The sequence below is a fragment of the Rhizobium mulingense genome (assembly GCF_029194105.1).
Taxonomy (GTDB): Bacteria; Pseudomonadota; Alphaproteobacteria; order Rhizobiales; family Rhizobiaceae; genus Rhizobium; species Rhizobium mulingense.
Map to the genome: position 1 here is coordinate 73,199 of NZ_JARFVE010000008.1, position 15,669 is coordinate 88,867.

Below are 15,669 nucleotides of genomic sequence, written 5' to 3' on the forward strand. Positions count from 1 at the left end.
CGGCCCACTGAGACAGGTCATTCCTGGCTGACGGTGGCGTGCGGTTGCCTGCGCGCCGCCGTTTAATGCTGCAACTCACGCGACAGCATCAGAATGTAATCATCGGCGATATCGGCGACCACCATGGCCGCTTCCGCCGGGGGGAAGCCCCAGCCGACGGCCTCGGCGACAATCTTCATCACATGCGGTTCAAGCGCCTCGCGGCAGTCGGACAGAGTTTCGACATGCGGGCATTTGGCACGAAATTCCACGACATTGCTCATGGCATACCCTCCGTTTGATGTTGCTACGCCCTTGATGCATGAAGCCGGTCTTTCCTGGGAAAGGTGGGCTGTGAGTCCGGTGAGCCATCCCGGACAATGGGTAATCGTGAAAAAGACGATGGCATAGGGCGGCGCGCATTCAAGCTGATGCTGATATTATGGTAAGCCGGTAGGGTTAATTCGTCTGGCGGCAGCTGGTCAGTTTCTGCCCGCCTGTCAGGCGATGGCGCAACCTCTTGTTTCCCTGTCGCTTTCCGGCACGAAAAACCACCGCTCTCGTCGGATTTTTGCGGGAAATATCGGAATTTACCATGCGCGGCGAGAGGAATGGTCCGGAGGCCGCAGCCATGTGCCGGGGCGGGACGAAGACAAGGAAAAGCCCGTCTTCACGGGCTTTCCATCTGCAATTTTGAATGTCGCAACAGACGGCCGCCTCAGGCCGCGGAAAAGGGCACGGCGACGAAGGTTTTATGACCGTCGCGCTCGACGAGCAGCAGCACCGATTTGCGGCCGGCCTTGCCGGCTTCGGCGATCGCAGCCTTGACATCGCGGGCATTGTGCACCGGCCGGTCGTTGACCGAGACGATGACGTCGCCCGACTGGATCCCGGCGGCGGCCGCCGACTTGTCCGGCTTGACGCTGGCGACCACGGCGCCGCTGACCGAGCGGGGCAGGTCGAGCTGCTGGCGTACATCGGGCGTCAGGTCGGCAAGGCCGATGCCGAGGCTCGGCTGGCCAGAGGCCTGGCCCTGCGTTTCCGGGCTTGTCGCCGCGGCCTGCTTCTGGCTGTCGGCATTGGCGCCGACGGTCACGTTGAGATCGATCGTCTTGCCGTCGCGCCAGACTGCGAGCGATTCCCGCGTGCCCGGCGAAAGATCGGCGACGAGCCGCGACAGGTCCTTCGGCGTCTTGACGGCCTCGCCGCCGACCGAGGTGACGATATCACCGGGTTTCAGGCCGGCTTGGGCGGCCGGCGTATCGGCGGAAACGGCGGCCACCAGCGCGCCGCCGGTTCTGTCGAGGCCGACGGCATCGGCGACGTCCTTGGTGACTGGCTGGATCTGCACGCCGAGATAGCCGTGATCGATCGAGCCGTTCTTCTCAAGCTTGGCGACGATCGCCTTGGCCTCATCGGAGGGAATGGCGAAGCCGACGCCGACGCTGCCGCCGTTCGGCGAATAGATGGCGGTATTGATGCCGACCACCTTGCCTTCGCGGTCGACGAGCGGGCCGCCTGAGTTGCCGTGGTTGATCGGCGCATCGATCTGGATGAAATCGTCATAGGGTCCGCTATGCAGGTCGCGGCCGCGCGCCGAGACGATGCCCGCCGTCACCGTGGTGCCGATGCCGAAGGGATTGCCGATCGCCAGGATCTGGTCGCCGAGCTTCAATTTGTCGGAATCGCCCCAGGCGATGGTCTGCAGCGGCTTGCCCGCCGCTATCTTCAGGACGGCGACATCGGATTTGGGATCGGTGCCGATCAGCTTGGCCGGCAGTTCGGTGCCGTCGTCGAGCGTCACCTTGATATCGAGAGCATTGTCGATGACATGGTTGTTGGTGACGATGACACCGTCGGGGCTGATGATGAAGCCGGAACCGAGCGCCATCGCATGCTGCGAGGGCTGATTGTGCGGCGCCTGCCGGGGCAGGGGGATGCCCTGATCCTCGAAGAACTGGCGGAACTGCTCGTCCATTGGCGATTGCTGATCGGCGCTGACATCGGTCGTCCTCATCGTCGTGGTGATGGTGACGACGGCCGGCTTGTCGGCCTCGACGATTGAGGCGAACGAGCCGCTTGCGGCAAGGATGCCGCCGGTATCCGAAGGCGCGGCAAAAGCCTTGGACGTGTTGATCGCAAAAGGCAGACAGGCCGCGGCGGCGATGATGGCGGCTCCGACGAGCGCTGCGGTGCGGTGTTGGCGGAGGATGTGTGACATGGCGATAATCCCTTGGGCGGTCGCCCTTTGGAAGAAGATTGGCTTTTGATGGCGTCGTGGTTCCATGTCATGGGACCTGGCGTCGAATGGCGTATGGCGCCAATTCTCTCGGGGGCACGCGCAGTCGTCGCGGGCGGCGGCCGGGCGAATGGAAGAATTCGCGCTTGCCGATTCATATGATCGCGCCGGACCGATTTACAAATTAAATATCCATCATGTTTATATTGCCGATTTGTAAGGTTTCACTTCGGTTTACCCTGCTTTCGAGAGGGCTGCGGCGCCGGCAGCTTCCGTTCGGCATCATGGCTCCCTTTCCAATTAAGCGGGCTTATGCCGGCGATCGGCGATCCGCCGTCCGCGCCCGAAATTGCCGAATGATGATCCTGAGCCTGCCGGAACATGTCGAGACGATCAGATGTTAGTAGACTCTAAAATATTTCTTCTTCAGAAAATAATGAGGGAGAATCGGCGGTGGTCGAGTCCCATGACGGCAGACGGGGGACGATGAGCAAGTCGGTGGAGTGGGGGAGGAAGTCCAGGCGCGACGCGCCTGTGAAGCTGAGCGATGTGGCCAAGAAGGTGGGCGTCAGCCCGATCACCATCTCGCGCGCGCTGCGCAATCCAGAAATCGTCTCCGAGGATCTGCGCGAGGAGATCCTGCGCGTCGTTGAGGAGATGGGCTATATTCCCAATCTCGCCGCCCGGGCGCTGGCCGGCCGCCACAACGGCATCGTCGCCGTCATCACGCCCGCCTTGCACCAATACGGCTTTACCGGCCTGATGGTCGGTATCGAGGATCGTTTCCGCAACACCGATCTCACCGTGCAATATTCCAATACGCTGCACCATGCCGAGGGCGAGGCCGGCCTGTTGAAATCCTTCCTGACGCAGAAGCCAGCCGGCGTCATCATTGCCGGCGCCGAATCCTATCGCGATCTTCTGCCGCTGATCGACAATGCCGCTTGTCCCATCGCCCATGTCACCGACCTCAGCCAGGAGCCGCAGAAGCTGGTCGTCGGCCTCGATCATTATACGGCAGGCGCCGAACCCACCCGCTTCCTGTTGTCGAGGGGCTACAAGAGGATCGCCTTCTTCGGCCGCGGCGCGGATGTCCGCTCGCGCCGGCGGATTGAGGGCTACGAGGCGGCAATGCGGCAAGCCGGCCGTTTCGATCCCGATCTCATTATCGGCGGCGATGCGCCAAGCCGCACCGGCCTCGGCCGGGATCTGTTTGCCCGCCTGATCGAGCGCGTGCCCGATGTCGATGCCGTCTTTGCCCAGAGCGACGAACTGGCGCTCGGCGTCCTTATCGAATGCAAGGCGCGCGGCATCCGCGTGCCGGAGGAGCTCGGCATCTGCGGCTTCAACGATCTGGAATTCTCCGCCTTCATCGAGCCGTCGCTGACGACGGTGTACATTCCGCGCCAGGACATCGGCTACCGCGTCGCCGACATGCTGCTGCGCGCCATCCGCGACGAACCGCCTGACGAAGACAGGGTCGATTGCGGTTTTTCGATCATCCCGCGCGGCTCGACACGGTAATCCGCTCCGACACCGCGACAATAGACGTGGAGCCGAGCCTTGCTGAAGCAGCCGCTAGGCATCATTGGGATTATTCCCTATATGGACGATATGACGATCACTTTGCTGAAAAATGGATAAGGTAGGCTTGTCGTTTGACAGAATGCGCACCTTTGTTCGGGTCGCCGAGCGCGCCAACCTGTCGATGGTCGCAAGGGAGCTGGGCGTCGGCCAATCCACCGTGACGCGGCACCTCAATGAACTGGAGGAGGCAGTCGGCGTGGCCCTCCCGCGTCACCCTGACGGAGGAAGGCAGTCGCTATTATACCAACTGCCTTCAGATATTGCGGCTGGTCGAACAGGCTGCGGAAGAAGCCAGAGATGCCCGTCAGGCCCCCGCCGGCGCAGTTCGCCTTTCCTGTACAGCGGCGCTTGGCGTCATGCATGTCACGCGCATGATCTTCGATTTCCAGGACAGGCATCCTGATATCCGCGTGGACCTCAACCTGACGGACGAGCGTATCGACCTGGTTCGCGAAGGCGTTGACGTGGCACTGCGTCTTGGACCTCTCGCCGACAGCTCGATGAAACTTCATGCGATCGGAGAGAGCCAGCGGCTGCTGGTCGGCGCTCCGGCTTATCTGTCCGCCCGGGGACGGCCGGATGGCCCGGCCGATCTGTCACACTACGAAACCGTGGTGATGTCCAACGTCGCAGGCAGCAATCAGCTCCTTCTTTCCTCTCCCGATGGCACCAGCCTGGTGATCCCGGTCAGCGGCCGGCTGCGCGTCGACCACGGGCTTGCGGCGCGCGAAGCCCTTGCCGCCGGGCGCGGCATCGGCCCGACCCATCTCTGGCTGGTTCACGATCTTCTCGACGATGGCCGCCTCGAGGTGGTGCTCGGAGACTATCGGCCTTCGCCGGTTCCGGTGAGCTTGCTGATAGTGCCGGAGCGTGCAGCCATCGCGCGCGTTCGGCTCCTCGTCGACTTTCTTGCCGCCGAGATTGCCAAGCTGCCGGGAATCCGGCCGACGTAGGTCTTCGCAAAACCGCTGCCGTGCTTTTGCGAGACAGGCTTCAACCTGCGAAAGACCGCTTGTCGCCGCGCCACCCCGACGTCCGCAGAAACTGCTCCCAGTTAAGCGTCTCGGGGACCAGGCGCCGGCTCCATTCGAGGTCGTGATCCTTGCCGAAATAGCCATACTCGACAGCATATTCGACCATCCCGAGAATCTCTCGAACGAGAAATTCGTTGGCGGCAAACTCCGGAAAGTAGGTCAGTAGCCCGTCCCTGGTGAAAGCATTCCGATACTCGGCCTTGATGCCGGTCACGCGTTGAAAGGTTTCGACCATCTCACGCGGCGAAATGATATCGCCGACGATCGACAGCGTCTTGCCGTTATAGCGCTCGGGGTGCGAGACGATCTCGAGGACAACAGGCCCGGTCGCCGTCAGCGGATCGACAAAAGGTGCCCGGAAATCTTCAGGAAGATAAATCGGCAAGAGCAGAGTGTCGCCATCCATGCGCGGCGCATAATATTCGAGAAGATTGGTGTAGAAGAATGCCGGCATGATGAAGGAATGCGAGACCGGCAGGCCGCGAATGTAATCGGCAACGCGGGCTTTGTCGGTGAAATGCGGCGCATATTTCGTGCCGCCGGTGATCGTGTCGACATTCTCCAGCGTGCTGAAAACAATGTGCTTAACGCCGGCCTCCACGGCGGCATCCGCCAGTTGCTGCCCGAGAGGCGCCTCGCTTGTCTCCGGCGGGGCGATCGGCGGCGTCATCAGAAAGGCGCCGTCCGCGCCCCTGAACGCAGCAACGAGATGCTTCTGCCGGCCGAGCTCGAGAGGCACGGGGACGATCTCGGCGCCGAGTTTCGCCAGACGCAAAGCTTCCGGCGAATCCTTTCTGCGCGTGAAAGCACGGACGCGGAAGCGCTGGCTTGCAAGAAGGGTCGCAACGACGCTGCGGCCCTGTTTGCTCGTTGCACCGGTAACCGCAATCAGTGGCTTGTTGTCTGTAGACATGGCTTTCATCTTTCCCTGTCATTGGCTGCCGGCTGGAGAGCCGGGCCTCTTTGTGCCGGAAGGGCGGTCGGCCGATGCCGATGGCCCACCCGATGGCAGGCAGCTTTAGCTCAACAGGGACTACTGCTGTAGATAGCTATAATGCATAATATAGTGCTGTTTTCTGGATAAATGGCAGGAACGGGATGGCCGGAAGCGCCAGCGAAGCAAAGGCTCTGCCGGCGCCTCTATTGCTCAGGGTATCAGCAGGATACTGCCCGCCGAGCGTCCGGATTCCATTTCTTCGTGCGCCTTGGCAACATCGGCCAAACGGTATTCGGCCGCGATCTGCGAAACGATTCCCATTTCCATCGCCCCGACTGCAGCGAGTGCTGCTTCGCGATACTGTCCGATGTCAGCACACCAGGCCATGATGCTCGGATGGGAGAGGGCCTTGCCCGGGCGAAGCTCCTCGACAGGCACGGGCGGAATGGCACCGGCGGCCTGACCGATGGTGACAGCCATGCCGAATGGCCGGACAGAGCGTATGGTTTTGAGGAGCATGTCGCCGCCGATGCCGTCATAGGCAACGTCTACGCCGAGCCCGTTGGTGAACCGCTTCACTTCCGCGACGATATCGGCGTCTCGTCCGACGATAAGGTGATCGGCGCCACAGGACGCGGCGAGCGCGGCCTTTTCGGCAGAACCGACCGTCCCGATCACCGTGGCATCGAGCGATTTGGCCCAGCGACCGAGGATGCTGCCGAGCCCGCCCGCGGCGGCATGGATCAGAACCTGCGTTCCCCCACGCACGTCATAAGTCTTTTTCAACAGCATGTAGGCCGTCATGCCCTTGAGGAGCGAACTAGCTGCCGTTTTTGCGGAAACGGCATCCGGCAGCTTGATCGCCCTTTCAGCGGCTATATTCCGGGCGGAGCGATAGGCGCCAACCGGAGGCCCGGCATAGGCGACGCGGTCACCCCTTCCGAACATCGAAACGCCGGCGCCGACATCCTCGACGATGCCCGCCGCCTCGGCGCCGATCACCGCGGGGTAGGCCGGCATCGGATAGAGGCCCTTGCGATGATAGACATCGAGAAAGTTGGTTCCGATCGCCTCATGGCGAATTTTGATCTCGCCGTCACCGGGAGGCTTGCAATCATGCTGCTCGACATGGAACTGGGTGACGTCGCCGGGGGCGTTCAGCCATATGATTTGGTCGGTCATCGCTCGTGCTCTCCTTTATGTCGGGAGATTAAGCGCTGGTGCGATGTGTGAAAATTCCCTATTGTTTCACAATGATTGGGAGAGAATTCACAAATATCGACTGGGACGATCTTCGGCATTTCCTGGCGCTTGCCCAGTCGGGAACGCTGCTTGGCGCCGCAAAGCAGCTCGGCGTCGAACACGCCACGGTAAGCCGGCGGATTTCGTCGCTTGAAGCGAGCCTAGGTCGCAAGCTCGTCGACCGGCGCGGACGGCGCATCAGTTTGACCCAGGACGGGGAGCAGGTTGCCAGGCACGCAGCTATCGTCGCGGTCCAGACAGCGGCCATCGAGCAGCTTGGTCGCAGCAGCACCACGGAATTGCGCGGTCACGTCAGGATCAGCGCGCCCCCCGCACTCTCGAGCGTGCTGCTGGCACAGCCGATCGCGGCCGTCAGGCGCGACCATCCCGGCGTCGAGATCACGCTTGTCGGAGAAAAACGCCTCGCCTCGCTGAACAGGCGAGAGGCCGACATCGCCGTGCGGATGTCGCGTCCCGAGGATGGCGACTACTCGATCGTCAAGCTCGGCGAGACAAGCTTTCACCTTTACGCAACAAAGACCTATCTTGAAACCGTTGCACCGCAGGACTGGACCTTCATCGGCTACGACGAAACCATGAATGCCTCGCCGCAACAGTTGCGGCTGATCGAGCTGGCCGCCGGCCGGCCGATCGCCGTGAGGTCGTCCGTTCTGGAGTTTCAGGCCGCAACCGCAAGTTTTGGCGCAGGCGTCGTCATGCTGCCCGAATTCGCCGTCACCGAGTCCAGCGGTCTGCAGCGCATTGAGACGGAACGTCCTTTGACGAGAGAGGTCTGGCTGGTTGTCCATTCGGATATCAAAGACGTCCCCTCCATTCGCGTCGTCATCGATGCGCTGAAAAACGTTCTGGGGGAGTAACGCGCAGGCACCTGCTGCGGCTGATCGGAAACACCGCACGCTAGGCGATGATGGCCGTCGCTCTGGAGCCGAATCACTTCTCGCAAAGCCGTCGGCCGCCGGAATAGGGCTGATAGGTACAATCGGACGGCCGGAAGGAGCGGTAACTGCGCGAGCAGGCGGTGATGTTGCAGGACTGCGGCGCGCCTTGCCCATCGACGACTGCTTCGGTCGATCGCACGCCGTTCAGCGTCCGTTCGCTCGCCGCCTCGCGCATGAAGTCCCGCCAAACATGCGCTGGCAGGCTGCCACCCGTCACCCCCTTCATCGGCGCGTCATCGTCATTGCCGACCCAGACACCGACGACGAGCGCGTCCGTGAAGCCGACGAACCAGGCGTCACGATTGTCCTGGCTCGTGCCGGTCTTGCCGGCCGCAAACGTGCCGGGATCTGCGCCGCGTCCAGTGCCGCGCTCAACCACCAGCTGCAGCAGGCCGAGGAGATCCGACTGATAGGGCGAAAGATCGACATCCGGCTTCGATTGTTGGCCAACCCGAAACGTCTGCGGCTGCCCGGCAGCCTGGAAGTCGATGATGCCCCATGGCTTGACAGGGGCCTTGCCGAGTTGGACGGACGCATAGGCGCTGGTGAGGTTGAGCAGATTGACTTCGGATGTGCCAAGCGCCAAGGACGGGGTATCGGCCAGTGGCGCATCGATGCCGAGTTCGCGGGCTGCGGCGATCACATTGTCCAGACCGACCTCTTCGGCAAGCGCCACGGACGCGGCGTTGAGCGATCGCGCGAAGGCTTCGGCAAGCGTTACCCAGCCGCGATAGTCGCCACCGGAATTTTCCGGCGACCAGCCGTCAATGTCTATCGGCGCGTCCAGAACCTGGTCGGACAAGGTGAACCCCGCCTTCAACGCCGCGTAATAGACGAACAGCTTGAAGGTGGAACCCGGCTGACGCATCGCAGTGACGGCGCGGTTGAACTGGCTCGCCTTGTAGTCGCGCCCGCCAACCATTGCGACGACCGCGCCGTCGGGCGTCATGGCAACCAAGGCGGCCTGCGATGCTCCGACCGTCTTTCCTTCACCATCCAGGGCTTTTTTGACGACCCGTTCGGCGATCTGCTGCAACTGCGGCACCAGCGTGGTGCGCACCGTGGTCGAACCTGGCGAGGCGCCGGCGATTTCGCTTGCCTGCGGCGAAATCCAGTCGGCAAACCAGCTTCCGGAGCGCGGCGTCGGCGTCGTCGGGTGCAGTTTGGCAAAGCTCGTCTTGGCCTCCGCCGCCTGTGGCGCGGTGATCTTGCCATTGGCCGCCATCGCGTCGAGAACGACCATGGTGCGCTGCCGGGCGCCTTCGAAATTGTCAATGGGATTCCATTGGCTCGGCGCCCGCAGCAACCCTGCCAGCATCGCCGACTCCGGCAGGGTGAGGGCGCCGATGTCCTTGTTGAAATAGATGCGCGCGGCGGCAGGCATGCCGGTGGCGCCGGCGCCGAGATAAACGCTGTTGAGATAGCGCGTCAGGATTTCCGCCTTGCCGAGCTTCCACTCCAGCCAGAAGGCGATGACGACTTCCTGGATCTTTCGTTTTATGGTTCGGTCGCTGTCGAGATATTGCAGCTTGATGAGTTGCTGGGTGATGGTGCTGCCGCCTTCTACCACCGAGCCGGCCTGCAAGTTCCGCAGAAGCGCCCGCCCGATGCCCCTGGGATCGACGCCGAAATGATCCATGAACCGGCGATCCTCGATCGAAAGGACGGCATCGATCAGATGGGGCGGAAACTGCTCGTATCGGGCATATGGCCCTTGATAAGGTCCCTGTCTTACCAGCGGCGCCCCATCGGCGGTTTCCAGCGCCACGATCGGCTTTAGCGTTCCATCGCGGATTTCGCTCCAGGGCACGTCTTTCAGTGCCCACACCAGCACGCTTCCGACGAGGAGGCAGGCAAGCAGGGCGAACCCCATAGCGAACTTCCGCCAGCCCGCCAGGAGCGACGCGCCCCGTCGACTTTCATGCGGCATTGAGCGACGATCGCGAATACGGCGCCCCGCTCTGGCCAAAGCAGTCGTCATCCATGTCAGGGGAGCCGACCCTATTCCAGGTCGCGTCGACCTCCTGAGCTTCGTCCCCCGGAGCATTGCGGCGGTTTTGATCTTTGCCAAGGCAGAACTTGCCTGCACATCATGGCGTATCGCACGCAACAGAGTTCCGACGGCCTGCCTGGTCTGGTCGAAGGATCCATTCGGCGGCTTCGCGTCGCCGACTTGGGTGGTTTCCGGCGAATCCGAGGCGGCCGCTTGCGCTGCCGAATCCAGGTTCTGATTGCGACCCGAGCTCGAACTGCTAATGCTTTCACCTGAGGATTCGGGAGAATTGGGCATCGGTTACCGCTAAAAAGGCCAACGCAGCATGAGCTTTATAGCCGGGTGATGCCGCGTGTTCTACCGCAAAAGGCCTCGACGGACTGCTTCTATGACATTGACACCTCAAAGCGCGACTTGGGAAGCGACCGATATCAATTCCTGGGAATTCGGTGCCTTGTATGTCTGCAGCCCAGGCTCCAGAACTTCAGTGGAGCTCCAGCGCACGATGCCCTCCCGGTCGATCAGGAACTGACCGACGAGCTGCCCATGGTCGGCGGTCATCATCTGCTGATCGGCTTCCGTCATTTGATAGCCTTCCTTCTCGTTGAGAAATTCGTCCATTGCCCTCACGCCCATAGGCTCGGGCAACTCGCCCGGAAGATCGATCCGTATCGCCATGAGCGCGTCGATCCCGATCTCGCGTAAGCCGAAGGCTTGGTGCGAAGCCCGTACCGGGTCGGAAGCGGCGTGAAGATCGGGTATCGGATGGTAACGGAAATAGAGCCGCGCCCGTTCGACCGGGGTGTTTACAACAGCCAGGGATTGGACGCCTTTCTCACGCAGCGTCGGGTTGAGATAGGCCATCGCCGCGATGTGACGCCGGCAGAACGGGCAATGCAGGCCTCGAAACAAACCGATCAACAATGGGCTGCGGCCGCGAAAGTCGTCAAGTGCGATCTTCCCCTCACGCGAGATCGCATCAAGCACAACGTTCGGGACCCGGTCGCCCGGTTGCAGCGGATGGTCGACAGAGCGCGTAGACATGGACAACCTCCTCGCTCGGGGTCAGTCGAGAAAAGGCGCCACGTTAAGTCGAGGTCGCGATTGAACGTTGCAAGGCCTGACCTCTCGCTTACCGCACCGCCAGGATCCGATCTAAGAATGGTCCCACATTGGCCCGCGGGCAAGCGTAAACAGCGAATTGTGAATTGAAAAACTCCGTTTTTGCAAAACTCTGATTTTTTTAGCGGCCGGAAGCTCATCCAGCTCAATTTTCGTTGTTGGTCTGGCGGCGTCCCGCAGCGCGCGCCTGTGACGCCGAACCTTGTATTCAGCGTAGTGGGAGATTGCAGGGATGACGAACGGAGTGACGGCCTTACTTTACCGTAATGGCAATACCGCTGAGATCGGCGTTGACTTGCAGACCTACCTGCTTGCCTGAGAGTTCGAGTTGGGCGCCCTTTTCATTGGTCATGACGATCACCTGGGCTCCTTTGCCGACCGCACCGCCACCGCCCACCGCACCGTAAACACCCGTCACATCTCGGGCGCGGCGAATATGGTGAACGGTACCATGAAAATTGGTCTTGGAAGCCCCGAAGGCGAGGCCGCCCGAGATGCCGCCGACAGAGATGGGATAGCGGCGGCCATGGAAGGTCAGCGTGCCCTCGCCCCCGGAACCGCCCACAAAGAAGGCAGCCTTGTAGACTGAGAAGCTGATCGTGCCGCTGTCGGCATGCGCGGAGCCGGCAAAGCTGATTCCTGCTGCAGCGATAACCGCAGCCGCGACTGAACGAATTCTGGACGAAATCTTCATGATGCAAGTCTCCTCAAAATCGAGGCTTACCCAGCTAGGAGGGCACGCCAGCGTCATGCCAAAGTCACAGCTGAAACAGTACAGCTGAAACAGTCTCGCCCGTCATTGGTTCCAAGCAAGCGGCCAGAATCCGGCTGGGAGACGTAGCCACGAAACGAGGCTGATGGAAGGTGATCTAAACCGGGGGAATTGTCGTTTTCATCCGGATATGATTTGCGCTGCCGTGCAGGAGCCTCGGCCTCAAGCGACGGACCATCCACCGTCCACCAGCAGGTTCGCGCCGGTGATCAGACTCGCAGCCGGTGATGCCAGGAAGACGACGGCACCCACGACATCATCGGTTTCACCGATCCGGCCAAGGGGAATGTGATCGAGCGTCGCTTTGCGATTGGCGGCATCGGATAGAAAAGGTGCTGTCCCATCGGTATGGATGAACGTCGGCGATACGGTGTTCACGGCGACATTATAGCGTGCCCATTCGGCTGCCAGGCAGCGCGTCAGGTGATTGATCGCCGCCTTGCTCATGCAATAGATTGCCTCGCCGCGCAGCGCCACGGTGCCGGCCTGGGAGCTGATGTTGATGATCCGGCCCCCGTTGTGCTTGATCATGTGACGCCCGACTGCCTGCGTCATCAGAAAGGTGCCCTTGATGTTGACATCGAGGATCTCGTCAAGATCCTTCTCCTCAACGAGTTCCGCGAGATCGCCGGGAGCCACGCCAACGTTGTTAATGAGGACGTCGATCCGGCCGAATGTCGTCAGCGCCGCGTCGATGGCTTGTGCGATATGGGCTTTGTTGGGAAGGTCCAGTTCGACAGGGATGGCTTTTCTTCCCGTCCCCTCGAGTTCGGCAACCAGTCCTGTCGACGCTGCGACATCGCGGACCCCCAAAACAATATCGGAGCCTGCTGCGGCGCAGGCAAGCGCGCAAGCTCGACCGATGCCACGGCTCGCTCCTGTCACCAAAGTCACCTTGCCCTCAAGGCTGAAGTCCGGCGCATTCTTCTGCATCATGGTGCCTCCCTCGATGAAACCAATTTATGGCAGGGTCGGTGGGCGGATGCCAGATGTCAGGCCTACTTTGCTTTGGGGCCGGATGGCCCTGCAAGCAGCCATGCCATTTTCGCGTGTGCTGGTTGCCGCGCGTCGATGGAGGGCTGCAGCTGAAAGGCCGACCGCCCGGGATACGGGACTCGCCAACTGCCTGTCCTGTATGGAATGTCCGCTTCGGGCCGATTGCTGTCGACTGCTCCAGCCGCAATGCGCCATTTGCGATCATTGAACCTGCGTCCACATGCGTTAGACCGTTTCGCCGCCGCATGGGCGCGTGCGGCCAGCATTGGCCTTCACCGCAACAGCCGTCGCAAGCCTCTGCGCAGCCCCGTCGATCGGCTTATCGTCCAGAGCGATGCTCATCAGGGCATCAGCGGTTAGACGTACCCGCCTGCATGCTGCAAGGGACCAGAAAACTGGCGGTGATTGCGAGGCCATCCCTTCGACGTGACACGAACGCCGCGCGCTGCGAGGGGGAGTGGGAGCGGACTGTCATGCACAATGAAGGCGCAAGAAACACAATCCCCGCGCCTTCAAAATCGATCTACCGAACGGACTGAGCCTAATCGCAATTCGCGCTGAGTGACCGTTGGCCTCCTCAGCGGAGCTTCACGTTGGCGTGGTCGTTGGCGGCATCCGTATCAGTGGCCGGCGTCTGAGTGTCGTGTCCGGTGAACGGACTTCCCTGGCCGGGCGCCAATGTACCGCTGTGACCGGCACTATTGGTCGTAAAGGCATGTGTCGTGGAAGCTGCCGTGCCGCCGGACTTCAATCCATGCTGTTCCGCCTGGAAAAGGTGGTCGTCCGCCTGGGCAACGCCGCAGGTGGAAATCAGCAAGAACGCCGCGGTAATCAAGGGATGGATCTTCATCACAAGAACTCCTTCGTTTCTGCCCTGGACGACAACACGCTGGCCACCGCCGATATTCGCCGATTCTTCATCACATCCTTGTGAGCCACCGACTGCAGAACAATCACGTCGCTTCCAAGGGCCGTGGGCAGTCGTGGCTCATGAGATCTACGACCTGTAGGCGTGACCATCTGGGACTCGCAAACTTTCCTCTTTTGCGAGTTCGCTCCGACTGACGTCTTCTTCCAGGTGGGTTGATGACAGGGGATTGGACGACACCCGACGCCCTGACGATGGAGACCTTTTCTGGCTGTTCTAGGAGTTCGGCCGCTTCGGGCCGAAAGCCGTCGGGCAACGTCCGAGGGTCTGATCGATGTCATCATTGAAATTTGCGACAGCACCCTTCGCGAGGAATCCGCCAGCCAGCGTCGGCGGATTCGACCTCGCATAAGAGGCCAGTCTTGCAGGCCCCCTATCTCCTGTCAGATATCGCTTGCAGCGCTCGACCAGAGGTCGGCCGCTTCGGCCGCCGTCATGCGGCGCACTTCGGCCTCGTGGCTGCGGCTGGCGAAGAGTTCGCTGGCCATGATTTGCTCGGCAAGATCGGCCGGAAGCGAGAGGATGACGCGGGCGTCGCCGGTGTGCAGGCCGCCGAGTTCGCTACGCTTGCCGGTCACCATGCCGCCGGCGACCGTATTGTTGGTCTCCGGATCGATCAGGATGAAAGAGCCGGACTGGCGGTTCTGCTCGTACGGATCGAAGATCGCCGCTTCGTCGAAGGACAGGCGCACCTTGCCGATCGCGTTCATGTAAAGCCGCTGGGCGGCGTTCCAGGTGCCGGTCTTCAATTCCAGTTGGCTTAACGGCTGCACCTGGACGCGCTGGCGGCGCGAACCGCTCTTCAGCCAGTAGCGTTTGCCGGGCTCGATGCCCTCGGGCTGCAGCGCGACGATCTGTGCGTCGAAGGCGAGGCCGACCTGCGGCTGGGCGTCGATCGAGACGATCATGTCGCCGCGCGCCACATCGACCTGGCGGTCGAGCACCAGGGTGATCGCATCGCCGGCGACGGCGGCGTTGCGCACGAGATCGAAGGTGACGATCTTGGAAACATTGGCGACCATGCCGGACGGCAGGATCATGACGCTGTCGCCCGGCTTCACCGAGCCGCCGGCGACCGTGCCCTGATAGCCGCGGAAGCTTTCGCCCGGGCGCGACACGCGCTGCACTGACAGACGGAAACCGACCGTCTGCGACGAGCGCACGGTGGCAAGCTCCAGCGTCTCCACCAGCGTCGGGCCGGCATACCAGGGCATGGCGGCCTGGCCGGAATAGACGACATTTTCGCCTTTCAGCGCCGACATCGGAATGGCGGTGATCTGCTTGACGCCAAGCGACAGCGCGAATTCCCGGAATTCGTGGCTGATCTTGTCGAAGCCGGCGCGGTCATAGCCCGTCAGGTCGATCTTGTTGACGGCAAGCACGAACTGCTTGATGCCGAGCAGCGAGGCGATCGTCGCGTGGCGGCGCGTCTGTTCCAGAATGCCGAAGCGGGCATCGACCAGCAGGATGGCGAGATCGGCGGTCGAGGCGCCGGTCGCCATGTTGCGCGTATATTGCTCGTGGCCGGGCGTGTCGGCGACAATGAAGGACCGCTTGTCGGTCGAGAAATAGCGATAGGCGACATCGATGGTGATGCCCTGTTCGCGCTCGGCCTGCAGGCCGTCGAGCAAGAGCGCGAAGTCGGGCAGGCCGAGATCGTTCTGCTTGCCGGTGGAATCGCGCTGCAGCGTAGCGGCCTGGTCTTCCTTGACCGCCTTGGTGTCCCAAAGCAGGCGGCCGATCAGCGTCGACTTGCCGTCATCGACGCTGCCGCAGGTGATGAGACGCAGCGGGCGGGAATCGCGCTGGGCCTTCTGCGGCTCGGCCGCGGGCAGGCTGACGGCGGTTGCGGCCGAGACGGCGGTATTGGCTGCGGTCATC

General features: G+C 61.8%; 12 protein-coding genes and 1 pseudogene. 3 read left to right on the top strand and 10 right to left on the bottom strand.

The annotated features are described in order from the left end of the window. Positions 1-62: 62 nt before the first annotated feature. Together PYR71_RS19260 and PYR71_RS19265 are read right to left on the bottom strand one after the other, a co-directional pair. Positions 63-263, bottom strand: coding sequence for a hypothetical protein (locus PYR71_RS19260; RefSeq protein WP_096770843.1), 201 nt, complete (start codon positions 261-263; stop codon positions 63-65). A 434-nt stretch (positions 264-697) separates the two neighbouring features. After that, entirely contained in the window at positions 698-2,200 is a 1,503-nt protein-coding gene (locus PYR71_RS19265) for a DegQ family serine endoprotease (RefSeq protein WP_275620493.1), read from the bottom strand. 504 nt (positions 2,201-2,704) lie between these two features. Here PYR71_RS19265 and PYR71_RS19270 point away from each other — a divergent pair. Continuing rightward, positions 2,705-3,742 carry a LacI family DNA-binding transcriptional regulator gene (locus PYR71_RS19270; protein ID WP_275620666.1) on the top strand — a complete coding sequence of 346 codons (1,038 nt, stop codon included), beginning with the start codon at positions 2,705-2,707 and terminating at the stop codon, positions 3,740-3,742. 112 nt (positions 3,743-3,854) lie between these two features. Further along, positions 3,855-4,758, top strand: a pseudogene (locus tag PYR71_RS19275) (LysR family transcriptional regulator). A gap of 40 nt (positions 4,759-4,798) precedes the next feature. Here PYR71_RS19275 and PYR71_RS19280 read toward each other — a convergent pair. Both PYR71_RS19280 and PYR71_RS19285 read right to left on the bottom strand, forming a co-directional pair. After that, positions 4,799-5,752, bottom strand: coding sequence for an NmrA/HSCARG family protein (locus tag PYR71_RS19280; RefSeq protein WP_275620494.1), 954 nt, complete (start codon positions 5,750-5,752; stop codon positions 4,799-4,801). A gap of 234 nt (positions 5,753-5,986) precedes the next feature. Then, positions 5,987-6,958 (bottom strand): quinone oxidoreductase family protein, encoded by a 972-nt coding sequence (locus tag PYR71_RS19285; RefSeq protein WP_275620495.1) that lies wholly within the window; start codon positions 6,956-6,958, stop codon positions 5,987-5,989. A 71-nt stretch (positions 6,959-7,029) separates the two neighbouring features. Here PYR71_RS19285 and PYR71_RS19290 point away from each other — a divergent pair, with 71 nt between their 5' ends. After that, positions 7,030-7,896 carry a LysR family transcriptional regulator gene (locus PYR71_RS19290; RefSeq protein ID WP_275620496.1) on the top strand — a complete coding sequence of 289 codons (867 nt, stop codon included), beginning with the start codon at positions 7,030-7,032 and terminating at the stop codon, positions 7,894-7,896. A gap of 73 nt (positions 7,897-7,969) precedes the next feature. Here the strand turns inward: PYR71_RS19290 and PYR71_RS19295 are convergent, their stop codons facing one another. The 6 genes from PYR71_RS19295 to cysN form a co-directional block, all read right to left on the bottom strand. Then, the gene (locus tag PYR71_RS19295) at positions 7,970-10,267 is read right to left on the bottom strand and encodes a PBP1A family penicillin-binding protein (RefSeq protein WP_275620497.1); all 2,298 of its coding nucleotides are present in this window, start codon (positions 10,265-10,267) and stop codon (positions 7,970-7,972) included. 105 nt (positions 10,268-10,372) lie between these two features. Further along, the gene (locus PYR71_RS19300; RefSeq protein WP_275620498.1) at positions 10,373-11,014 is read right to left on the bottom strand and encodes a peroxiredoxin-like family protein; all 642 of its coding nucleotides are present in this window, start codon (positions 11,012-11,014) and stop codon (positions 10,373-10,375) included. 331 nt (positions 11,015-11,345) lie between these two features. Beyond that, positions 11,346-11,786, bottom strand: coding sequence for a lipid-binding SYLF domain-containing protein (locus PYR71_RS19305; protein ID WP_275620499.1), 441 nt, complete (start codon positions 11,784-11,786; stop codon positions 11,346-11,348). Between the two features lie 240 nt (positions 11,787-12,026). Continuing rightward, a complete protein-coding gene (locus PYR71_RS19310) occupies positions 12,027-12,797 on the bottom strand; it encodes an SDR family NAD(P)-dependent oxidoreductase (protein ID WP_275620500.1) in 771 nt (256 codons plus the stop codon). A gap of 640 nt (positions 12,798-13,437) precedes the next feature. Beyond that, entirely contained in the window at positions 13,438-13,710 is a 273-nt protein-coding gene (locus tag PYR71_RS19315) for a hypothetical protein (RefSeq protein ID WP_275620501.1), read from the bottom strand. Between the two features lie 461 nt (positions 13,711-14,171). Next, positions 14,172-15,668, bottom strand: coding sequence for a sulfate adenylyltransferase subunit CysN (cysN, locus tag PYR71_RS19320; protein WP_183919366.1), 1,497 nt, complete (start codon positions 15,666-15,668; stop codon positions 14,172-14,174). Position 15,669: the final 1 nt, after the last annotated feature.